Annotated in this window: 19 protein-coding genes; 3 read left to right on the top strand and 16 right to left on the bottom strand. The window is 40.2% G+C overall.

Annotated features, from left to right (window positions below; all coding sequences use genetic code 11):
- Positions 1-89: 89 nt before the first annotated feature.
- Genes P6709_RS18115 through P6709_RS18105 form a run of 3 tightly spaced genes read right to left on the bottom strand, consistent with a single transcriptional unit; the run spans position 90 to position 2,975 of the window.
- On the bottom strand, positions 90-788 hold the full coding sequence (locus tag P6709_RS18115; RefSeq protein ID WP_278242333.1) for an acyltransferase: 699 nt from the start codon (positions 786-788) through the stop codon (positions 90-92).
- Positions 781-1,869, bottom strand: coding sequence for a Gfo/Idh/MocA family protein (locus P6709_RS18110; RefSeq protein WP_278242332.1), 1,089 nt, complete (start codon positions 1,867-1,869; stop codon positions 781-783). Before P6709_RS18110 ends, P6709_RS18115 begins: the two co-directional genes overlap by 8 nt.
- Positions 1,863-2,975: a DegT/DnrJ/EryC1/StrS family aminotransferase gene (locus P6709_RS18105; protein ID WP_278242331.1), complete on the bottom strand. Its 1,113-nt coding sequence runs from the start codon at positions 2,973-2,975 to the stop codon at positions 1,863-1,865. Before P6709_RS18105 ends, P6709_RS18110 begins: the two co-directional genes overlap by 7 nt.
- Before the next feature lie 181 nt (positions 2,976-3,156).
- Between P6709_RS18105 and P6709_RS18100 the strand changes: the two genes are divergently transcribed.
- Entirely contained in the window at positions 3,157-4,497 is a 1,341-nt protein-coding gene (locus P6709_RS18100) for a nucleotide sugar dehydrogenase (RefSeq protein ID WP_278242330.1), read from the top strand.
- Positions 4,498-4,603: 106 nt separating this feature from the next.
- Here the strand turns inward: P6709_RS18100 and P6709_RS18095 are convergent, their stop codons facing one another.
- From P6709_RS18095 to P6709_RS18080, 4 genes are all read right to left on the bottom strand, one after another.
- Positions 4,604-4,753, bottom strand: a complete 150-nt coding sequence (locus P6709_RS18095; protein ID WP_278242329.1) for a DUF3934 family protein — start codon at positions 4,751-4,753, stop codon at positions 4,604-4,606.
- 173 nt (positions 4,754-4,926) lie between these two features.
- A complete protein-coding gene (locus tag P6709_RS18090; protein WP_278242328.1) occupies positions 4,927-5,964 on the bottom strand; it encodes a serine hydrolase domain-containing protein in 1,038 nt (345 codons plus the stop codon).
- Between the two features lie 33 nt (positions 5,965-5,997).
- Positions 5,998-7,461 carry a PAS domain-containing sensor histidine kinase gene (locus tag P6709_RS18085; protein ID WP_278242327.1) on the bottom strand — a complete coding sequence of 488 codons (1,464 nt, stop codon included), beginning with the start codon at positions 7,459-7,461 and terminating at the stop codon, positions 5,998-6,000.
- Positions 7,462-7,690: 229 nt separating this feature from the next.
- Positions 7,691-8,476, bottom strand: coding sequence for an SDR family oxidoreductase (locus P6709_RS18080; protein ID WP_278242326.1), 786 nt, complete (start codon positions 8,474-8,476; stop codon positions 7,691-7,693).
- A gap of 173 nt (positions 8,477-8,649) precedes the next feature.
- Here P6709_RS18080 and P6709_RS18075 point away from each other — a divergent pair, with 173 nt between their 5' ends.
- Entirely contained in the window at positions 8,650-9,075 is a 426-nt protein-coding gene (locus P6709_RS18075) for a hypothetical protein (RefSeq protein WP_278242325.1), read from the top strand.
- A gap of 134 nt (positions 9,076-9,209) precedes the next feature.
- Positions 9,210-10,520 (top strand): cytochrome P450, encoded by a 1,311-nt coding sequence (locus P6709_RS18070; protein WP_278242324.1) that lies wholly within the window; start codon positions 9,210-9,212, stop codon positions 10,518-10,520.
- Between the two features lie 335 nt (positions 10,521-10,855).
- Here the strand turns inward: P6709_RS18070 and P6709_RS18065 are convergent, their stop codons facing one another.
- From P6709_RS18065 to P6709_RS18025, 9 genes are all read right to left on the bottom strand, one after another.
- The gene (locus P6709_RS18065) at positions 10,856-11,359 is read right to left on the bottom strand and encodes a DUF1456 family protein (RefSeq protein ID WP_278242323.1); all 504 of its coding nucleotides are present in this window, start codon (positions 11,357-11,359) and stop codon (positions 10,856-10,858) included.
- Between the two features lie 118 nt (positions 11,360-11,477).
- The gene (locus P6709_RS18060) at positions 11,478-11,888 is read right to left on the bottom strand and encodes an NUDIX hydrolase (RefSeq protein ID WP_278242322.1); all 411 of its coding nucleotides are present in this window, start codon (positions 11,886-11,888) and stop codon (positions 11,478-11,480) included.
- A gap of 382 nt (positions 11,889-12,270) precedes the next feature.
- Positions 12,271-13,050: a TMEM164 family acyltransferase gene (locus P6709_RS18055; protein WP_278242321.1), complete on the bottom strand. Its 780-nt coding sequence runs from the start codon at positions 13,048-13,050 to the stop codon at positions 12,271-12,273.
- A gap of 1,069 nt (positions 13,051-14,119) precedes the next feature.
- Positions 14,120-15,076 (bottom strand): calcium/sodium antiporter, encoded by a 957-nt coding sequence (locus tag P6709_RS18050; RefSeq protein WP_278242320.1) that lies wholly within the window; start codon positions 15,074-15,076, stop codon positions 14,120-14,122.
- 418 nt (positions 15,077-15,494) lie between these two features.
- Positions 15,495-18,896: a glycoside hydrolase family 2 TIM barrel-domain containing protein gene (locus tag P6709_RS18045; protein WP_278242319.1), complete on the bottom strand. Its 3,402-nt coding sequence runs from the start codon at positions 18,894-18,896 to the stop codon at positions 15,495-15,497.
- A gap of 30 nt (positions 18,897-18,926) precedes the next feature.
- The gene (locus tag P6709_RS18040; RefSeq protein ID WP_278242318.1) at positions 18,927-19,646 is read right to left on the bottom strand and encodes a YesL family protein; all 720 of its coding nucleotides are present in this window, start codon (positions 19,644-19,646) and stop codon (positions 18,927-18,929) included.
- Positions 19,647-19,808: 162 nt separating this feature from the next.
- A complete protein-coding gene (locus tag P6709_RS18035; RefSeq protein WP_278242317.1) occupies positions 19,809-21,422 on the bottom strand; it encodes an ABC transporter substrate-binding protein in 1,614 nt (537 codons plus the stop codon).
- Positions 21,423-21,565: 143 nt separating this feature from the next.
- A complete protein-coding gene (locus P6709_RS18030) occupies positions 21,566-22,438 on the bottom strand; it encodes a carbohydrate ABC transporter permease (RefSeq protein ID WP_278242316.1) in 873 nt (290 codons plus the stop codon).
- Between the two features lie 12 nt (positions 22,439-22,450).
- Positions 22,451-23,365 (bottom strand): ABC transporter permease, encoded by a 915-nt coding sequence (locus tag P6709_RS18025; protein ID WP_278242339.1) that lies wholly within the window; start codon positions 23,363-23,365, stop codon positions 22,451-22,453.
- Between the last annotated feature and the right edge of the window lie 495 nt (positions 23,366-23,860).

The raw sequence follows: 23,860 nt of genomic DNA, 5'->3' as shown, positions 1-23,860 counted from the left end.
ATGGCATTTGTAATAAATGGAACTTTATTTTACCTTTATTCGTTCTTCCACATAAAAAAACAATGCCCAAATCAGCATTGTTTTATTTTTCACTTTTTCTTCAATGGTTTTGCTGGATTTCCTGCAACCGTTTCTTTTTCTGCTACGTCTTTTGTAACCACCGCACCGGCTCCAACAATGGATTCTGCTCCTATTGTAATAGAAGGAAGCAAGGTAGCATTATTGCCGATTTTTGCCCCTCTCCTGATAGTAGGACCCTGATGAGGATAGTTTCCTTTCCCCATATACTTGTCATTAGAGGACGAAAAACAGGGTCCGATGAAGACATCGTCTTCAATGATCATATCCGCTGTAATATAAGAACCCGTTTGAATGGTTACTCTTTCTCCAATACCGGTCTTGTTTTCAACGACGGCATTTCTGCCAATAATCGTATCTTTGCCGATCTGAACATTTTCCCTGATGCTTGCAAGGTCACCGACAAGAACGCCCTCATGTAAGGTGGATCCACGGTAAATTACACAATTACATCCTATTACTGAGTGAGAATGAATGATCAGCGGAGGAAGATCTACAGGGGGTTTTCTCGCCATTTTTTTGTTTCCTCCCGGCGACCTCCCCAGTGACGTTAAGTCGTGGATTTGAACATGATCACCGATAACAGTATCTTTCTTTATGACAACATGATGGCCAATGACGACATCGCTGCCAATTTTCACGTTTTCTTCGATCACCACGTTTTCACCTATCACAACTCTCTCCCCAATTTGTGAGGTTTGGTCAATCATTTGAATCCTCCTTCCTTTTCGACACTGACATGGAAGCGGTCGAGAAATGTTCTAACGGCAGCTGAACCGGCAATCCAATCTTGCTGGATTGATAAAGAGCAAAAATGGCTTCCAATGCCTTTTTTCCTTCTGCTGCATCCATCCGAAGGACGTCCACACGGTCTTCAACGGCATTAATAAAATGCTGATACATGATAAAGTGTTCATCTTTGTTTGCACACAGCAATTCAAGCTCTTGCACTAAAGCTTCCCGGTTTTCAATAAAGCAGTGCTCCAGTTGATCAAAGCCTTTCCCGCCGAGAGTGATGGATCCTTTTTCAAAAAACAGTGATAGAGAGTATCCTTGATTGGATGGCTTTGTAATTGAATTTACTTCGATCACTCCTTTTGCCTGGTTCGTGAAGTGTAAAATCCCAGCTGCAAGATCCTCTGTTTCTTTGTGGGAATGGACTGAAGCAACATCTCCGTACACGCTTTGCACGTCTCCAAGAAGCCAGATTAAGAGATCAACCATATGAATTCCCTGATTGATCAGCATCCCGCCATCCTGATCCCAGCTTCCTCTCCATGGCGCTGCCTCATAGTAGTCCTCTGAACGGTTAATTCTTACAGAGATGCTGCCCATACACGGCCTGCCTAAATATCCACTCTCAATAATCTCTTTTATTTTAGATAAAATCGGACGAAAGCGCAGCTGATGACAAACCAGGACCCGCTTTTTCTTTAAGGCAGACAATGAGATGATCTCATTTGAATCCTTGATCGAAAGAGCCAGTGGTTTTTCAATTATGACATGCTTACCAGCCGTAAGTGCCTCTTTGGCAATTTTTGAATGAAGACCGGAAATCACTGCAATTACGACGATATCGATTTCTTTATTTTGAATAAGATCTATATAATTGGTGTGCTGCCGAATCGTTGTATCCGTTTTTTTATGTTTTTTATAATAGTCGCAGGCCGCCTGCATCCGGCTTTGCTCCACGTCACTGACTGCTCCTAATTCCACTCTGTCAATCCGGAGCAGGGTGTCTAAATGCTTCTTCGAAATATACCCGCAGCCGATGATCCCTGCCTTCAACATGAGATAACCTCTTTATTCTTCTTGAAAAATTCCACTATTGCATTCTGATCTTCTGTTCTCATAAAAGGGTGAAGCGGAATAGCCAGCAATGTTTCGCTTAAATGTTCAGCTACAGGTAAATCTCCTTTACAATATCCTAAATGAGTATATGCCTGCTGCAAGTGCAGACAGCAAGGATAGTAAACGCCGCATTGTATATTGTTTTGCTGCAGGAGATTTGCAATATCATCACGCTTTTCAGTTTGAATGCAATAAAGATGGTAAACATGCAGATTGTTTTTAGCTGCGTGGGGTCCTGTTACCGAAGGAATTGTTTTCAGTATGGAATCGTATATGGCTGCTAATTTTTTTCTCTCAAGATTCCAAGAGTCTATATGCTTAAGGCAAATCAGTAATATGGCGGCATGCAGCTCATCTAATCGGCTGTTGTATCCAATATCCTGATGAAAGTATTTCTTTTTGCTCCCATGAATACGTAAGGACCTCAATCTTTCTGCGAGTAATGGATCAGATGTCGTAATGATACCGCCATCTCCCAGCGTTCCAAGGTTTTTCGTTGGAAAAAATGAAAAACAGCCTGCATCTCCCAAACTGCCCGCAGGCTTTCCATTCTGCTCTGCTCCAAATGCCTGGCATGCATCCTCTATAACAAGTAAGTTGTGCTGATTCGCAAGCTCATTAATGGCAGACATATCTGCACATTGACCAAATAAGTGTACAGGAATAATGGCTTTTGTTCGCTTTGTCAGTTTTTCTTTGATTTTAGTTGGACAAAGCGTAAACGTATCAGGATTTACATCGGCAAAAACAGGCGTCGCTCCCACTCGGGAAATCGCTTCTCCGGAAGCAAAGAAAGTAAACGGTGTTGTAATAACTTCGTCTCCTCTTCCAATCCCATAAGCCTCCAAGGTTAAAATTAAGGCATCGGTTCCGTTTGCCACTGCAATAGCATAAATAACGCCCAATTTTTGCGCGATTTTTTTCTCCAGTTCATCCACTTTCGCTCCTAATATATAGCTGCCGCTTTCTGCCACTTCTTTTATTGCTTCAAGAATTTCACTTTGTATAGAAGCAAATTGTTCTTTTACATTCATTAAGGGGATCATCTGCTTTCTCCTTTTAAAATGAATTTGTATCTTTTTATTCTATTGTTGGAGAAAGCATTGGTGACGATTTTATTAAAGTGAAGCATAGTCGTTATGCCTCTTTTAAACCCTTTCTGTAACTCCTTTTATAATCATGCATATAAAAAGTAGTATCATTGTTTTTTATGAAAGGAATTACACTATGCCTCATTTAACGAATAAGAAGGATCAAAGCAAAGAAGGAAAAAAGGGAGCATCTTCATTAAAAAAACGGGTTGGAGTTGTGGGTTTAGGCTATGTGGGACTGCCGGTTGCCGTTGGTTTTTCAAAAAAATATGAGGTTGTAGGCTATGATATTAGTTCATCGAGAGTTGATGCGCTAAACCTGGGGCATGACGCAACAGGCGAATTAACTGCTGAACAACTAAAAGACGCAGCGATTGACTTTACGGCTGACCCGGAAAAATTAGGCGCATGTCATCTGATCGTGGTTGCTGTTCCAACCCCTATTACCTCGAGTAATGAACCCGATTTAACTCATTTAAAAGAAGTTTCCCGGTCCATTGGAAAAGTACTGAGTAAGGGTGCGATTATCGTTTATGAATCAACGGTTTATCCCGGCGCAACGGAGGAAGTGTGTATTCCGATATTAGAAGAAGTTTCCGGCCGGACTGCAGGGAAGGATTTCTTTGTAGGCTATTCACCGGAAAGAATTAATCCAGGTGATCAGGAGCATACCTTTACTTCTATTAATAAGATAGTCGCTGCACAGGATGAAAAGACGCTTGAAACCATTCACGCTTATTATCAAAGCGTTATTGAGGCAGATGTGTTCAAGGCTTCCTCTTTAAAAGTAGCCGAAGCAGCGAAAATCATTGAAAATACACAGCGTGACATTAATATCGCCCTCATGAATGAAATTGCCATGATCTTTAAGGAATTGGAAATTGATACATTTGAGGCATTGGAAGCAGCTGGAACTAAGTGGAATTTTCTTCCCTTTTTCCCCGGACTTGTAGGCGGACACTGTATCGGAGTCGATCCGTATTATTTAATATACAAGGCAAAGGCTGCAGGGTATCAACCTCATTTTTTAACTGCCGCCAGAGAAGTAAACGATTGTATGCCTGAGTATATTGTTAAATCACTTTTAGAAGAAGTCGTTTTACAGAAGCTGGATACGCGCGATCTTACAGTCAGTGTGCTGGGCGTCACATTCAAACAAAATATACCGGATATCCGCAACTCAAAGGCATTTGAAATTGTAGAAATCCTGCAGAATTTGGGCATCCGGGTTCAGGTTTGCGATCCGCATGTAAGAATTGGACAATTTAAAGAAGGAAACGAGATTGATTTACGAAAACTGGATGAACTGGATAAAGCAGATGCCGTAATTTTTGCTGTCCCTCATCAGGCTTTCACCGATCTTCCTGAAAAGTACTTTTCAGGTCTGCTAAAAAACGAAAGTGGAATTATTATGGATATTAAAGGAGCGCTTACTCAATCGACGGTTGGGAAAGACGTAAAGCTATGGAAATTGTAGGTTATCGAGTAGAGGATTTCTTTGTCAAATAGAAAAGCATAGCCATTTAACGGCTATGCTTTTTATCTATATGATGGAATTGAGATAGAGACATGTATTGAGATGACTATTCTTCAGTCTGGTTTTGCTGGTTTTTAGTGCCTTTGCTCTTGTAAGGCTTAAAGCTTTTTGCTCTTTTCGCCCCGGCCTGCCAGCGATTCCAGCCTTTTTTTCCAGTCCCGCTGCCCGTTCCGCTCTTTTTCTTTGGTTTACTCATCTTCTCACCCTAGTTAAATTGGTATTCTGTATGATTACATTGAGTTATTGCTTGAATATAATCCTTTTCGAAATCAATTGTGAAATCGAAGTCCTTTCACTAGAATACCACAGAAGGCGCATCGTTTGGAAGAGGTCCTCTCCTGCCTTGCCAAGAGCTGACGATAGAAGCTTTTACCACCTCGTTATATAATCATTTTCAATAGCACTCGCAACATCACTTGGACCGCTCTCTTTATTCGATAGGATGGCAAGTTTAAGATCGTATTCAGGGTAAACGGAGGAACAAAAACTGACACCCGGGTCATAGCCCATCACATGATACTTGAAGATCGTATCCTTTCGTTTATTCATCCAAACCCCATACCCATAATTCACTCTTTCTTCCACATGGACATGAGGATGCAGGAGTAATGTTGTCTGTTGTTCACTCAGCAGCTCAAACTCGAACAATGCTTCCCAAAGCTTGATCATGTCAGGTCCAGTTGTATAGGCTCCCCCGTCCGCTCCACCTTTTATAGGGAGGGAGTAACTATTTGTTCTCCACGTACCGTTTTCTTCATCATCAATGTATCCCAGAGCTGTTTTTCCTGGCAGCTGATCCATTGAAAAATAACCGGACTCATTCATTCCGCATTTCTTAAATATCTTTGATTCAATATACTCAGTGAACTTCATTCCTGTTTGCTGTTCGATAATCAACCCCAGCACAAGATAACCCGCATTATTATAATGAAACCGATCTCCGGGTAGAAACATCATGTTTTTGTGTTGAAAAAGAGGCAAAAAATCGTTAAGCGTTCTCATTTTGTAGACCGGAAGATCTTCCCAAAGTTCTTCATAATCATCCATCACTTCTTCATCAAAGTAATCCGGCATTCCGGATGTATGAGTAAGCAGATGATGAATCGTTATCTTCTCATCAAAAGCTGGAAAATGAATATCCAGATATTCGTTTATTGACGTTTCAAAAGAGAGGATCCCTTCATCAACCAGCTGACAAATTCCTATTGCTGTAAACACCTTACAGCCGGACGCGATTCCAAAACGTGTATGAACTGTATTTAAAAGTTGATCGGACCGGTTTGCGTAATCATAAGCTGCTTGGGCAAGGACTTCACTTCCCTGCTTCATATAAACCACGCCTGAAAACTCAACCTGAGTTATGTTGTCCTCGATTACTCTATCTAACTCGTTCTTTTTTCCAGACATACCGTTTCCTCCTTCTTGATCCACTGCACCGAATCATTCAGTATAGGGCAGGGAAATACGAATGATCGTGCCCTCATTTTCCTTACTGTCAATCACGATGGAGCCATGATGATTTTTTATGATGGTATAGCAAACCATCATGCCAAGTCCGTTACCGCTTTCCTTTGTTGAAAAAAAAGGATCTCCTATCTTTTCAATAATCTCTTTTGGAATTCCAGTTCCTTCATCTTTAATCGTCACTTCGACGATGGATTTTTTCACCAGCACTGATATATGAACATTGCCTCCATTAGGCATGGCTTCTATCGCATTTTTTAAAATGTTGAGAAACACCTGCTTCATCTGGTTTTCTTCACATTCCACTTCAATTGATTCATCACATACATCGAGTATAATTGACACATTATGTAAATTCATTTCAGATACTAAAAACGTACGCACTCTTTCTATAATGGGAATGAGCGGCTTCATTTTCAGTTCGATTGCTTGCGGTTTTGCGAGCACCATAAATTCCCCTACAATAAAATTAATTCTCTCTACTTCTTCAAGAAGCAGCTTTAAGTATAATTGTTTTTTGTGATCCGTCTCCGCTTCAATTAAAAACGCAGTAAAACCTTTTAATGTGGTTAACGGATTTCGTATTTCATGTGCCACTCCCGCGGCAAGTTCACCGATTGCAGAAAGTTTTTCGCTTCTGAGTAATAAGTCCTCCGCTTTTTTCTGCTCGGTAATATCATTTCGTATCGCCACATACTTGTAGGGTCTTCCTTGATCATTTAAAAAGGGAACGATTGTCGTATACACCCAGTAATAGCTGCCATCCTTTGCTTTGTTTTTAATTTCACCCTTCCATACCCTCCCCTGACCAATTGTGCTCCATAGATTCTTAAAAAATCCTTTGGCATGATAAGAGGAATTTAATATTCGGTGATCCTGTCCAATTAATTCTTCACGCTCATATTTTGAAATGGCACAAAACGTATCGTTGACATAAGTAATAATCCCTTTGTTGTCCGTCATGGCCACAATGGACGACTCATCTAGCGCATGCTTGATATCGGAGAGTTCTTTGTTCGATGTATCCAGTTTCATTAAAGTGCTTTTCAGTGTATCTTCAGTTTGTTTGCGTTTTGTTATATCTGCGCGGATGGTGACGTATTGATAGGGCGTTCCTTCTTCATTTAAAAAAGGAACGATTGTCGTATCCGTCCAATAATACGTACCATCTTTTGCTTTATTTTTGATTTCACCCTTCCAAATCTCCCCGGCTTGAATGGTCCTCCATAATGAGGTGAAATATTCTTTTGGGTGATAATTTGCATTTAAGATTCTATGATTTTCAGCCAGAATTTCTTCCTGGCTGAATTTTGAAGTCTCACAGAATTTCTCGTTCGCATAGATAATGGATCCTTGAACATCCGATATATCAATAATTGTTGTCGCATCCAGGGCAATAATGATATCAGCCAGACTTCTCAGAGAATTAATTGGTTTCAAGAGATTCCCTCCCCTCTGCTAATATAGTATCATTTTTTATATATTTGGAAAAATTAAAATATTTGTGTGGTTATTAAGATTATATCTTTGCTAGTAAATTCATTCAGCTTGACAGCTCTTCTTTACAGTAACATTTAACCAGAAAAACAAAATGGGTCATAGTGATCATTCAACCTAAAAATACCTGCGTGATCGAAAAACGATCATGCAGGTATTCGTGATGATTCTATTAAACTTCCATTTCCCAGCGTTCTTTTTCGGTTTTCTTCATTTGTTCTTCCGTTTGCTCTGGATAAGCAGTACGGAACTTATGTTGGTCGGCCGGTATGATCTCAATCATTTTTTGAATCATTTCTTCCGGATCAAATTGATCTTTTAATCCCTCTTCCTGTTCTTCCATGTTTTCTACACTTGTATAATTTCTCTCTTTATCAAACCACTTCCATTTTTCCTCTGCACTGCGGTCATTAAACCCGGTAGCATATGGACCCGGATTAATGGTTGCCACCTGTACGCCAAACTCTTCCAGTTCTGATTTCATGGTTTGGGCAATGCCTTCAACAGCATGCTTCGTCGCTGTGTACGGTCCAACGTACGGAGTCGCCATGATTCCTGCCATTGAACTCATAAAGATAATCTTTCCTTTTCCTTTATTGACGAATTTACGGGCTGCAAGCTGAGCCGTTTCCAATGTCGCAAAGACATTCACTTCAAAAAGTGCACGGAATCGATCCATTGGCACTTCCCCGAGCGGCCCTCCTTCATTAATGGCTGCATTTGCTACAAATACATCAAAATCATAGTTTTCAATTTGTGCAAGGTCACGCTGATTTGTAATATCTAGCTTAAAAACTTCTATATTTAAACCCTGCTGCTCCGCTTCACGCATCAGATCCGTTTTTTGTGCAGTTAATTCGGTTGTCGCAATAACCCGATGTCCATTTTTTGCAAGTCCAAGTGCAGCACCTCTTGCTAATCCTGTTCCTGCTCCTGTAATAAAAATTGTTTTACTCATTTTAAAATTCCTCCCAAATAACTAGTACTCTCTTTCTTCCCGCCTGCATCCCTGCTAAACATCCATTTGCAGTCTGTTATTCATCCTTATAAAGGTTATGTCTTTTCACATCCCTTTCTTCGATGCTATTCTTGTAGCACCAACCTCTACTTCTGAAAGGCAGTGAGAAAAACATGCTATATATATGGAACATACAGGAGATCATTAATGCGACCCTGCAAAAACATAACCTGGACATTTTATGCGAGTTTGATAATCAGTTATCTGCTCCGATGAGCTACAACGTTTCCACACGCACCATCAAATTTAACTACCTAAAAGTAAACGGCTATAAAGCAAAAGTGAACTACAAGCTTAGAGAATCTGATGAAAATCTGATTAAACTGCTCCTGTATCATGAGATCGGATATTATCTGGACTTCAAAAAAAATAAACATGATGTCAGAACGCTTCTGTACGGTGAAGATATCGAAAAAGAAGAGCTTATGAGAGTCATTGAAAAAAACGCCTGGCAATACGGAAGAACACTTGTCCCACATGACCTGTTGGATTCATACGACCTGCTGCAGGAACTGGAGCAGTCCTCCCAATCTTCTTGAGGTGGTCGGGCACAGTAGTTTTTTCCTGGCAACTTTGTCATTTTATCCTTTTTCACACACGTTTAAGGTTAATTGGCAGGGGTAGTAAATGAAGAAAAGCTGCAAGTCAGCAACCCTATGAAGGAGCTGAAGGAATGAAGGTTAAAACACCGATCCCGCGGGCAAAAGGCATTGATAATTCTCTTTCGTTAATTAAGGAAGGATTTCATTTTCTGCCGAATCAGCGTAAAGAAGTGGAATCCGACATATTTAAAACCCGTATATTAGGTCAAAAAGCAATCTGTATCGCCGGTGAAGAGGCGGCGGAGGTTTTTTATAATAATGATTTATTCAAGCGCAAGGGTGCCATGCCAAAACCATTGAAGCTTTCACTGTTTGGTGAGGGAAGTCTGCATGGTCTTGACGGCGAACCTCATAAAAACAGAAAGCGGATGTTTCTATCGATGTTTACTCCTGAAAGAGTTGAAGATTTAAAGGATCTCGCCCTTCAGCATCTGAATGCAAAATCAACTCAGTGGCAATCACAGGATGAGGTCATCGTATTTGATCAAATGCAAGAAATTCTGACCAGAGCAGGCTGTGAGTGGGCTGGAGTGCCGCTTGCTGAAGGTGAAGTACAGCAGCGTACAGAGGAAATCGTAGCAATGGTCGATTCTTTCGGAGGCTCTCTATCCCGCTACCGTGACGGAAAAAAAGCAAGGGAAAGTCATGAAGAATGGCTTCAGAAAATTATCAAATCCGTTCGAAAGGGCAAATATGCTCCTCCGGAAAATACGGCTGTCTACATCATCGCACATCACCGCGACGACAAAGGAAAACAGTTTGACCTGCATACGGCAGCTGTTGAACTGAGCAATGCTTTCCGTCCGTTAATTGCAACAGCTTATTTTCTCGTATTTGGAGCCGTGGCCATGCATGAGCATTCTGAAACCAGAGCGAAGCTTGCTGCTGACAAGGATCGGTACAGTCATATGTTTTCTCAGGAAGTCCGCCGTTATTATCCTTTTGTACCCGCAATGGCGGCCAAGGTAAAGAAGGATTTTACCTGGCATGATTTTACGTTCAAAAAAGACACACTGGTTATTTTAGATATATTCGGCACAAACCGTCATCCCGATAGCTGGGAGCAGGCAGACAGCTTTCTTCCTGAACGCTTCAAAAACTGGCAGGGCAGTCCTTTTGCTTTTATTCCACAAGGAGGCGGAGACCATCATATCGGTCACCGCTGTGCAGGAGAATGGCTCACCGTTTATGTCATGCGTGCTTTTTTCACCTATTTTGCCCGAAATCTTACTTATGACGTTCCTGAACAGGATTTATCCTACAGCATGGAGCGGATGCCGACCTTCCCTAAAAGCGGATTCGTCATCACCAACGTCAAAAAAACAGCCGATTCAGACGAGCTGCTTCATTCAATGCATAAAAGGCATACAGCCATTCAGTAAATAGATAAGAGACATTGAAAAACACACTATACAAAAAGGTAAGGCCTGGGACATATATGCCTCAGGCCTTTTGACCGGTTCGCTCCGCTTCAGTTGAGCGTTTCCACAGGGATGGCGTTGAGCTTTTCCAAGGCGTTGCCCTGTAAAGGCTCATGCAACCAACATATCCTGCTGGAGTTGCCACCTTCCGCTCTGTTCCCCTCATACTTTAGTTTATACTGTCTCAGTATCTAAACATTTTATGCTATATCTCAGTTTCATTTTTTATTTTTAGGTCTTTTTTTTACGAAACCAAACGTTTCGAATTTGGCTGAGTTCCTTCTTAAATTACTATACTAATTTCTATAACGAAGCGACAGACCTTTTAAGAAATTCCTTGCGTAGCGGTCGCCGCATTCCTTGTAGTTTCGCTGCCCTTCTTTTCTTAAAATCGCACTTAATTCACCTTTTGTAATCCGGACTCCTGCTTCGTCGAGCACCTCGATCATGTCTTCACTTGTAAGAGATAATGCGATCTTCAGCTTTTTCAGCAGCACATTGTTGACACTTGCATGATTTTTAATCGACCGGTCCGGTTTAACCGGCTGTCCTGACTGATCTTTCTGCGGGCCTCTTTTAAAGGTGATGAAGCCATTTAAAAACGACTCCAGCATGTCATTTGTACACTCAATTCTGTTTTCATTTTCAACGGGTTCATCTTCGGCTGGTGCTTTTGTCAACACTTTCCCCACTTCTTCTTTCGTGAGAGTTACGCCTCCGAGCTCAAAAATTTTCACCATATCCGTATTTTTTATATCCAGCGCATATCGCAGACGAATCAGTATATCATTGTTATCCAAATTAAAACCTTCTTTTCTTTAGTATTTACGTTTGAAGCACGTCATTTTTCTCTTTATATTCTTTCACAACCAGAGGATTTTTTAAACTGTTTTTTCAAACCGTTAAATGAGTTGAGGTCTACTCCGCCGCATTTGAAGAATAATGAGAGAGAATTTTTATTACAACTTCTTTCGGGCGTACATCCAAGGTTAACAGCTCCTCGGTTGGAACCCAGACTGGCAGATAGGTCCCCCGATCACGTTGAGGATCGGCATATTCTTCACCATGTCCTCTCGCAAACGTTCCTCCCGTAATTTCTGCTGAAAAATAGCTTTGAGTTCCGTTCCATTCAATTTCTGCTATACATTCCTTAATTAGAACCGTCACACCTAATTCTTCAAGCGCTTCTCTTTTGGCCGCCATTTTGGGTGTTTCTCCTTCTTCAATTCCACCGCCTGGAAAAACGTAGTACACCTTTCCATCCCGCATTCGTTTAATTAGCGCTGTTCCTAAATTCTGAACCAGTATGACTGCTGCCCGGTTTCTCATAAAGGAAAACCACCATCCTATTTTACTTATGAATTACTAATGAGTAATAAATTGGTATTTTAGTATTAAATATAATATAATAAACATAAATTTACAAATTGGAGTGAGTGCCTGATGAAATACCTCGAAAAAGAATACCCCATATTAAAAAAAGATCGCCATTACAGACGAACGAAACGAAAAAATTTATCTAACTTACTGGATTTTATTAATGCTGTTTTTTCTATTATATTAAGAATACTTATTAGATGAAACGTTAGGAAGGAAATTTCCTATGAGGGTTAAAACGATGGCAAATAATCATTTGGTAAGAGGAAGGACAATCGGTGAATTGATCCTCGGTGCTAATCATACAACTCTATTCCTGGCTAAGTTCAGACTTTTACGAGGCTTTCAGACGGTAGAGACTGCGATCCACTTTCCTTACTTTATTTAGAATTAAATAAAGACCGTAAAACATAAAAACGACGGAAAGACCGACAAAAAGAAGAAGCAAAATGTAGATGGGATTTACTTGCAACCCGAGAATGGTTGTTGTTTCACCCATATTATAAATCAGCTCCAATGGCGTTCCACTTTGAGGAATCATCGTATAAAAATAATTAGATACGAAACCGGGCATCCATTCCATAAACAAATTGTTTATTACAATTGAAGAGAAGAACATTCCGGTTACCACCCATACAATTCTCCGTAGTGTTTTAAGATTTATGTGAACCATGCCATTAAAATATGCCCATAAGACAACTCCTACAATAAGGGCGTGACCCCATATATACGCCATCCCCTGCCAGTTGAGAATGGTAGCATAGTTAGTCAGGCTGTCAGCAAACACGATGCTTAAAAAAGCGGCTGGCATATTAAAACAAAAAGCGATCGAAAATAAAACGCGGCTTTTAAATAAAAAGGCAAAAAACAAAAAGAAGTTAGCCAAGTGACAAATCTGCAAAGGAATCATTTCAGGATTAACTTGATCCGCTTTTAAATAGATTTCTGTATTGCGCCCCACTAAAAGGGCAATGCCAACTAGAGACAAATACATCCCAATCAATCGCAGCGTTTTCTCATCACATTTTTTAAAAAGAAAGTAAAACACGATAATAAGCATAAATGGGCTGATGATAAATAAGTAGTGAAATGGACTCCACATTTGAAATGTCATAAACGCACACCTGCCTTTAGGAAAGTGATAAATACGCCTCTAGTTTTCTTCATGAATTATCCCAGTTTGATTTTCCCCTCTACAAGTAGAAGTGAATGAATAGTAAAGCTGCATATGTCATGTCTTTTTTACCATTTTTATTATAGCAACGTGTTAAATCAAAATTCTATGTTATTTTTGTAAAATATTTACCTGAAGCAACTCAAAACTTCACTTTATCGTATGTTTTTTCCTATAAACTTATGATTTTCGCTGAGATCTTTTTTGACAAAAGAAGGGTATAGTCAGCACGAATCTGCTGGCATACCAAAAAAGCAGTGCTCCATGAAAAAGAACACTGCCCTCTGATGCTTCCCTCACCAGGTTAATTGACTGGTTACTCTATCAAAACCGGTTATTTAAATAGGTTTGAATCAACATTGTTTGCAATCTGGGTGGTTTGGCCAATGATTGGAATGCTTCTTGGCGGCTGTTTACTATCCAGCGTAACCATTGTGAAAATGTATAGGTTGACCACCATTAAAAACGTTAATGAAATGAAGAGTTTCCTTCACCTATCTGCGTCCATGTGTTCCTGTGCTCTCCTTTTTAATTTTGAGTGTAGTAGTGTTCGATTATTTATAAGATAGAGTTTAGACTGTTTTCTCCTCCTGTTCAAAATGTAAGAGGACGGTTCCGTGTCTCAGCCTCTTTGACTGGTTCGCTGCACTTCAGGTGGACGCTTTCCGCAGGGACGGCGCTGAGCCTTTTCAATGCAAGGCTATGTAAAGTCTCAGCTTGCCGTCATCTCCTGCTGGAGTCGCCACCTTCCGCTCCGCTCACCTCTTACTAGTAATAATTATTGTCTCTTTTTAAACTTTTTTAAGTTTTGTCCCAAACTCTGAATTCTGAGATATACCCTTTACCAATTTGGCAAAGGTCTTGCAAGCAATATATGTGCAATTACGCCGATGATTGGACTATCAACCTCATTAAAAGCGCAAGTTGTAATTCATAACTAATACTATTTATAATATGTTTAACTTTTTTATCATCTATTTTGACCTGTTATCGATTTATATTCTAAGCGTTAATTCCTGATAATAATATAGATCATATACAGAATATAGAAAACAGCAAGAATACTTCCCTCTACTTTCCCAATTTTAAAATTGGTTCTCGAGAAAACAAGCAGTACAATTGTGAGTATAAGCATGACGAAGACGTCCACAAATATTTTACTATCGACAGCCAGCGGGGAAATGACGGAAGCTGCTCCTAGTACAAAGAAGATATTAAAAATATTGCTTCCCACTATATTTCCAAGTGCAATTTCACTTTCCTTTTTAATCGCAGCGGTCACAGAAGTAATTAGCTCGGGCAGTGAAGTGCCGATTGCGATGATAGTTAACCCAACCAGCGTTTCACTCATACCAAGTGAGATAGCAATTTCAGTCGCTCCATTTACCACTAAATCTCCACCAAATATAATGGCAGCAAGACCAGCAATCGTAAACAAGATATTCTTTCCCCATGAAGGGGCTTCTGCATTTACAGGGACGCCTGCTGTTTTTTTGCGATCACGTCTTGCCACTTCAAATATATAGTACAAAAACACTGCAAAAAACAGCAATAAAACTAATCCGTCGCTTCTTGTAATGAAATTTCCGCTCACTGATTGCAAAAATACATCACTTACTAAAATCAATAAGGCCACACCCGCTAATAAGGTAAACGGTATTTCTTTTCTGATCGTTTCATTTTCCACTTTCAATGGAAATAAAAAAGCCGTCAGACCTACAACAAACGTAATATTAAAGATATTACTTCCAATCACATTTCCAATTGCCACACCTGCATTTCCTTCAAATGCAGCAACCATACTAACCGTTGCTTCAGGTGAACTTGTTCCGAATGCGACAATCGTTAACCCCACCAGCAAAGGGGAAACCCTCAAAGCAGTCGCAATACTTGAAGCACCTTTAACAAAGTAGTCCGCCCCTTTAATTAAGAGCACAAAGCCAATCAGCAGCAATAAATAAGTCAAATCAATCTCCTCCTTAGAATATCTGTGTCCTCATTAAACTACACGGGTTAAGTTAAACTATTTTCTTCAGAATCAAAACTTATGGTATTGAATCCTAAGAAAAAAGAAAAAACCTTCACCGCAAACGGCAAAGGTTTTCTATAATCTAAACCTTTACCATAACAGTAAAGGTCTTGCTAACAATGTTCATTGCCAACATAGCCGAGAGTAAAAAACTCTGTAATGACGACTGTGCTGTAAAAGCTACTCCCCTTTAGGAATGCTATTTAGTTACTTTGATCATAATGGCTGATCCTTGCACTTGTCAATCTTTTCTTTTTTTAGCTTACTCTTCAACTACTGTTGCATTCCCTGTGAAACCCCTATTCAGAAATCACCTGTATTTTATCAGTAAAGTTGTTTGAGCTATTATGTCTTCTTATTTTTCAAACCGGAACCAATTAAAGTCAAAATTACTTCCCGGCAGAAATACAAACGTTACCTTCTGAACGCCGGTGATCTTATCCAGGTTAAACACACGTTCCTCCACACCATCTGTTTGAGCGAATTCAACAATTTGATTACTTTCTTCTTCATCATTTGCAAATCGGATATGGATAGTGTTATCTATTGCGGTGTTGCCTTCAATGACTACTCTGGAGGTCCCTTCAGTCGTGAAATCCATTTCTCTAAATTCTATCGAAACGTTATTGCCAATCCCTTCAATACTGGTTTCTTTCATTGTAAATGCATCTCCATAGACTGCATCACAATCAGAAGCGTTAATTCTTTCAAATGTTTTATTCTGTTTTTCAAAGGAAAAACCTTTAATATGAACCTTTTGGTTAAGAACAAAACAGATCGATGTAATTCCCCGCAGCCTTTTAGACAAAAGATAGGTTTCTGGCTGATACACATTCCATTTTGACTTTTTCTGATAGATCACGTCTGCGAGGAGTTCACTGCCTTCCTCATCCGGCATTCCCTCCCAGATTTGCAGAGAATATTCTTCATCGGAAAGGGCGAAGATGGGGATGGTGATGGTATCAGACCCATACGAACCAAAATCAAGACCCCTGTAGCCAACCTGCGTTTCGCCGTCTCTGCTTGTGGCCACTCCTCTTTCATTTCCGTTGCTTACTTCTCCTTTGCTATATTCATAGAGTCCTCCGGAAATAAAGTCATAAGGATTTTTATAAGCCGTCCCCAACCCTTCTGCCCTAAACTCAAGCTCTGATATCAATTTTGTTTTATCTGTTCCGTTCTTGCTTGTACATCGAAGTCTGAATTCCCCGTCTCCTAACGCCGTCACCAAAGCTTCATGTCCATTGGGCTGAACGGTGGAAATTGCAGACGTTATTCCAACATCATTTACGACCGACCACTCTACTTCCTGGTAGGAAGCGTGTTTCGGGTATAGCTTGGCTTTTACAAGGTGCTGCCGCTTTGAGGGATCAAACAACTGGCCGGATTCGCTGATTATCTCGATTTTCCGAAGAGGCAATTCTTTTTGCATGCCAGTAATTATAGATGAGCTTTTGTTTTCAGCCCTTGCACAGATCCCCTCTACTGACTCCTGAACCTGCTGTAATTCAAATGTAAGTGATGCTTTTTCCAGCCCTTCAGACGTTACTTCTATAACGCCTTCTCCGCTTTCAAGTCCCGATGCGACGATGGCCATTAATTTCCCGCTGAATAACCTTCTGCTGGTTCCTTTGTATGAGTCGTAATCTGTACTGTCTCCATTATCAAGGCCCACTAAGCGCGCGGCACCTGTTACCTTTACTTCTACACGATTCGTTGCATTTTCAACAACATTGCCCTTTTCATCTTTTACATTGATTTCTACAAAAAGTAAGTCCGTTCCGTCAGCCTTTAGAATGTTCTTGTCGCCCTTCAGACAAACGTTTACAGGATCCTCAAAAGATCCTTTTTTGTCTAGTGCAATCACGTTTCCTTGTTCATCATACGCAATGGCTTTCAGCTTACCTTTTTCAAATGGTATTTTCCACCATCCAACCAGCTGCGTTCCCTTTTGGTGGTCAATGTCATGTGTTCCTATTAAACGCCCGTTAAGCTGCAGCTCAATCTTGGGAGCGTTGGAACATACACGTACATCGATGATTTGCCCTTCATTAAAATCCCAGTATGGAAATATATGTACCATGGGTGACTTCTTATAGTCCGTCCATGCAGCTTGATAAAGATAATACGAATCTTTTTTAAAGGTAGCTGTATCAATCTGGCCAAAATAAGAATTTTTTGTATGGTATGGAGTAGGCTCTCCGATATAATCGAAACCCGTCCATAAAAATTGACCAAGCGAAAAAGGCGTATCTCTCTCAGCCAGGATGCAGGCTTCTGCTGATTTAGCTCCCCAGCTTGTTGAGCTATTTCCAAGCGCCGAGCATTGTTCATCATCATCAGCAAGAATGGATTTTTCATATGGGAAGTGATAGATTCCTCTGCTTTGGACGACAGATGCCGTTTCGCTGCCGTAAATGATCCAGTCGGGGTGTTCTTCATGATGCTTGCTGTAGTATTTTTCAGCATAATTATAGCCGGCAATTTTCACGATATCAGCGCACTTCTGCGCATTTTCCCACGGCATATAGTTTGATCCGATTGTGATTCCCGCATTTTCTTTTGGGTCATGCTTTTGGACTTCACGGGTAAGCTGTCGTGTGATTTCCACTCCTCTTTCATCAGCATGCGTATCGTAAATTTCATTTCCAATACTCCATAAGATCAAGCTTGGATGATTCCGGTCGCGCCTAACCCAGCTTTCTACATCAAGAGCCGACCATTCTTTAAAAAACCTGGCGTAATCATAAGGTGTTTTTGAACGCTCCCACATATCAAACGCTTCTGAGACAATCAGCATTCCCATTTCATCAGCTAATTCCATTAGTTCTTTCGCAGGCATATTATGGGCGGTTCGAATCGAATTAACGCCCATTTCCTTTAAGATTTCAAATCTTCTTTGAAGAGCGGTTTTATTAAATGCTGCTCCTAAAGCGCCTAAATCATGATGCTCACAAACGCCATTTAATTTCATGTGTTGATTGTTTAGTTTGAACCCTTCATTTGAATCAAAGCTTACCGTTCGAAATCCTAGATTCTGCTGCTGGGATTCTACTTGTTCCGCCTCTTTATGCAGAACTGTTTTCAATTGATAAAGATGAGGATGTTCGGTGCTCCACATCAAAGGATTCTTTATATATAAACTCTGCCGGCTGCTTTGCCCTTTTACGTTGACTATATCGGTTGAAACAGCCATCTCTTCGCCGTTATATAAAATAGAATGTGACAGTTGGACGTCTTCATCCAGCTGAAGCTCTGTTTCAACCTCTACTTGCCAGTGGTCTTCAAGCTCCCTGGTGGAAATATAAACCCCATTTGAAACAATGTGATTTTTCGATCTGGTTTTTAACCAGACATTCCGGTAAATTCCTGCTCCCGAATACCATCTGCTGTTGGGGCTTTGATGCACCACTTTCAACAGAATTTCATTTTCTCCATCAACAATGGCATCGGTTATTTCATGTTCAAATTGAGAATATCCGTACTTCCACTCTCCGATATACTGCTGATTCACGTATAAGGACGAATCCATATATACCCCCTCAAACATCAGCAAAATATGGTCAAACTCTCCTTTCGCCGCAATAAATCTTTTTCGATACCAGCCAATACTGTTTTCATATAGAGCCTGCGTGTTATAGATAAGCCAATCATGAGGCAGATCCACAGAAGAAAACTCAAGACTTTCATAATCCGACACGTCCAGAGCACTCTTTGCAAATTCCCATCCCTCATTGAAAAGTGTTTTTGAATTCACGTTGACCAGTCACTCCCTTTACCCCTGGAATTATTTAGCGATGCTTATTTTCTCATCCTGTGCGGTTTCTTCTTTAACAAAGTTTTCCTTCATGTCTTCCATTACGGCTTTGCTGTTCATCACCATAAAATAACAGACAAGAGAAGCGATGAATAAAAGAATAAAATCGGATACGATATTCATCAAAAAAACCGTTATGATCACCAGCCCGATATTGCCAGTTGTCGCCTTTATCTTCTTAAAGCTGTAATAGATTGATAATCTGTATACATCTCTTACCCGAAACGTAAACTGGGCTGTAATGGAAAAAACATAGATCGAGAATGTTCCGATCAAAAGCAAGGCAACCAGAAAAATCCCTGCAAGAATTTGATTAAAGGTGGAAGGCTGTGCGTAGAAATACTGCAAATCCACTATCAGTATGAAAACGACAAGAAGAATAGGCAGCCACACCTTTAATGTATCTTTGAAATTATCCTTGTAGCTCTTAAAATAGTCCTTTGCAGGTTCAATTTCCTTTTCATCAACCAGTTTACCCAGGGTGAAAAACAGAGCCGTGATCGCTGGTCCGGTGGGGATTAAAGCAAGAAAGTATAAAATAATATTAGAAAAACTCGGAATAAGTGTGATAAAAAAGAACAAAAAAACGAGATTACTCAAAATAAAATAGACATTTAATAGCGCTAACCAATACACATGATTTGTTACGACTGAAAAGAGCCCCTGTCCAAATTCCCTTCCATTTTCCACGATCATCCCATCCCTTGCATTCAATTCATCATTTTTAAAATGATAGGTTGATTTTATCATTAAAGAAGAACAACTGTATGCGTTTACAAAAAAAAGGAGACGAACCTGCCATACTGTAGTTCATGTACGGCAGGCATCCCTCCAATTCTCTTCTAGTAAAGATTAATTTTGATTCGCATACACTTCATTTGCTTGATCGACGAATTTCTGCAGACCCTTAGATTCTAATTCAGCAACATAATCGTCCCACTCTGATAAGTCACGTGATCCCAAAATGAATTGAAGCGTGTTTTGTTTAACATGGTCAATCAGCGGAGTGCTCATCAGGGTTGATTGCTCAAGCTCCATTGCATTGTATTTAATTGGAGGATCCGGCATAATCGTTTCTTTTGTTTCGTGCATAATGTTTTGGAACTCAATTTCTTCTTCATTCATCATGGAGTGAAGCAATTCAGTTGAGCCGCCATACGAGAAGTTTCCTCCGGAGAAGCCAAAGTCCGTGTTTAACGCCTTAGACCCATCTGGATTCAACCCTACATAGTTTACATCTTCAGCCAATGTTCTTTTTCCGCTTTCGTCCTTAGTGAACGTCACGTCTTCTACACCCCATTTTGTAAATTCTTTAGCCTCAGGGCTGTAGAATAACCAGTCAAGGAATTGAATCATCGCTTTAAAATTCGGATCTTCTTTTGCTTTAGATGAAATCATGACCCCATTTTCAAGCTTGGATCCGCCCATTACGTGACCAACAGGACCACCCGGTAAAGGAATCTTTTTGATTTCAAAATTCTCTTCTCCCAATGTTTCGTTCATATCCGTACGATAATCAACGACCGTTTGAGAGTTTGTATTAATGACAAACGAATCTCCATTAATGAGTTTCTGCTGTGCTTGTTCATCTTCTTGCGTGAAGCTTTCTTTATCAAGCAATCCTTTTTCCACCAGTCCGTTAAAATACGTGACCAGTTCTTTGTGTTCATCTGATGCTGGTGCAAAATAAAAATTATCTGCATCGCCATCATACTTTAATCCATTTCCAAGTCCCCAGCCAGCTCTTGTACCAAACGTCGTTGCAGCAATATTTAGGGTACTGTCGAACATAAAGCGGTCCGAGAATGGAGTTGATTCCGGATATGCCTTTTTCATTTCTTCCAGCACAACCTCCAGTTCCTCCCACGTTTCTGGAACTTCAAGGTTCAATTCTTCTAAAATATCGTAGCGCATCGCTAATGTATAATCCGGCCATACATTTTCATGCATACCAGGCATAACATAATATTTTCCATCTTCCTGTCTCAGGCCTTCCAAATAAGGGCCGATATCATATTCTTCAACAGCCGCTTGGAAGTGCGGCATCATATCAACATAATCACTGATTGGAAGAATAGCACCGGATGATACAAAGGCTGACTCTTCTCCAGGATACGTTTTTGGAATTATATATGGAGCGTCCCCACTGCTGATCAGCAAGCTTCTTTTCTCTGCATAATCACTCATTGGAACAATGGTCATGTCTAATGACACATTCGTTCTTTTTTCAATCTCTTCCATCAAAAGCCAATCTTCCTTAAACGGATAGTTTGGATGATCACTGAATAGCATTGAAAACTCAACCGGCTCTTCAGCTTTAAACTGATCTCCGACACTGTAATCTGCCATTGACGATGTGTCTTCTCCATCCGCCCCTGCTTCTTCTGAATCACTGCAAGCGGCTAACCCCATACTAACCAACAGAACCGAATTGAACATTAGAAACCTTTTCAAGCTTTCTCCCACTTTTCATTCCCCCTGATTTTTAAAAGTTTTCATGAAGCGTAAAAATAGTAAAACCACCCCTTCCAACTAAAATGCAGCACTCACATTTCTGATTAAAAACATTCTTGTCTGAAAAGCTGCTTCAGAAAGTCCAAATTCGGGAATTATCCTTTAACAGATCCAAGCATAACTCCTGAGACAAAGTACTTTTGAATATAGGGATAGATACATAAAATAGGCAGAACCGTCAAAACCATGGTGACTGATTTTATATTTGATGAAATCTGGGTGAGATTATCTGCACTCGTAGCGCCTGACGACAACGTCCCCTCTGCCCCTTTAATCAGATTTCTAAGATAAATGGAGACCGGGAATAATTCTTTATCACTGAAATACAGAAATGCCGGGAACCACGAGTTCCAATGGGTTACCGCATAAAACAGCATCATCGTGGCAAGGATTGGTTTTGATAGAGGAAGTACAATTTTAATTAATGTGTTATATGTACTCGAACCATCCACAATTGCGGCTTCTTCAAGCTCTTCTGGTATATTTTCAAAAAATGTTTTCATAATCAGCATATTAAAAACACTGATCGCTGTTGGAATGACAATCGCCCAAATGGTATTGCCAAATCCAAGCTTTTGAATAAGTACGTAGTTCGGAATTAATCCTCCGCTAAAGAACATAGTGAATACCGCAAACATCGTCCAAAAACGTCTGCCTTTGAGGCGTTTTTTTGACAGTGGATAAGCGATCATCGTGGAAAGCACTAATGAAATAATTGTACCTACAACCGTATAGAGGACGGTGTTTTTGTAATTGATCCAGAACATGCTGTCTGACATAACGACCTCATACGTTTCAACATTGAATCCTTTAGGCAGGAGCGTTACGTTCCCTGCGTTAATATTGGCTTCTGAGCTAAAGGACTGAGCAACGATATTGACAAAAGGGTAAAGCGTTACATATACGATCAGCAGCAAAATAATCACATTAAATACTTTAAATACTTTATACTGTGCAGATTCCTTCATTGTGCAGCCCCCTTACCACAAACTGTTGTCTGTAATTTTTCTTGAAATAAAATTCGCTCCAAAAACTAATGTCAGTCCGATTATCGCTTCAAACAACCCGATCGCTGTACCGTAGCTGAAGCTTGCTGATTCGATCCCGATCCTGTATACATAGGTCGCAATAACATCTGCTGTTTCATAGTTCAACGGATTATAGAGCAATAAAATCTTCTCGAACCCTACTTGAAGGAAATTTCCTATATTTAATATTAATAGAACAACGATGGTAGGAAGAATGCCAGGAATTGTTACATGGATGGTTTGCTGCCATCTGTTCGCACCGTCAATCCATGCTGCCTCATATAATTCATTATTGATTCCAGTTAGTGCAGCAAGGTACAGGATTGCTCCCCAGCCCAAGCCCTGCCATAAGTCCGAAGAAATAAAGATCGTTCTAAACCATTCAGGCATCTGTATAAAGCTGTACCTTTCTCCTGTGAAAAATTCGACAATATTGTTTATCGTGCCATTCACAGCCACTAATTCTAAAACCATCCCCGCTACAACAACGATCGAAAAGAAGTGCGGCAAGTATGATGTAGTCTGGACGAACCGTTTAAATCCTTTTCTCTTAACCTCGTTTAATAACAAAGCAAAAATGATAGGCGCCGGGAATGTAATGATCAACAAAAGAAAAGCGAGAATAAGCGTATTTTGCAGCACATGGTAAAAGGTTGGGTCCGCTAAAAACATTTTAAAATAATACAGGCCTACCCATTCTTCTCCAACAATACTGCCGCCTGGAATAAATCGTCTGAAGGCAATGATATTGCCGAACATGGGTCCATATTTAAAGATGACGAGGTAAATCACTGGCAGAAGCAGCAGTGAGTAAAGCTGCCAGTCTTTTTTAATGGTTTTCATCGTACCCTTCCATCTTGCATCCATCGTGGAGAGCTGAGTTTTACTTTTGGTATGTGTTGTATTTTTGGCTAACTCTTGCATTCGGAGTCCCCTTTCATCGTCCAAATTGATAATCTATCTATCTTGTATGTATATCGGAGGAAAAAGATTGCTGATCACACAGTGTCCCCTAGTGACGACGATTATTATGGATCATCTTGTCTCATTGTTTCCTCCTTTCAGCAAAGATCAGTAAGCGCTTACATATAAACGATAATAACGGGACCCTTTTAAGGATCCAAGCCCCTGTCTCACTTAGACATCTTTACACCAAATAGTGTGTTGGATCGACTTTTTTTATCTCGGATAAAACTGAATTTTCAAACTGGTATGTTAGTATGTTACCCTTGAAAAAGAGAAAAGTCAACAGCTTTTAGAATATTATGTTAAATAAAAATCAACCTTTTTTCGAGCTGTAAAATGATAGATTTCCAACAGAAAAAGAGCCAGGGACAAAAGTCTCTCTGGCTCTTTGACCGG

This window comes from Jeotgalibacillus sp. ET6, from assembly GCF_029667115.1.
In the GTDB taxonomy this organism is placed as follows: domain Bacteria; phylum Bacillota; class Bacilli; order Bacillales; family Jeotgalibacillaceae; genus Jeotgalibacillus.
The sequence above is the reverse complement of the archived record's forward strand: the minus strand, read 5'-3'. Positions and strand labels throughout refer to the sequence as shown.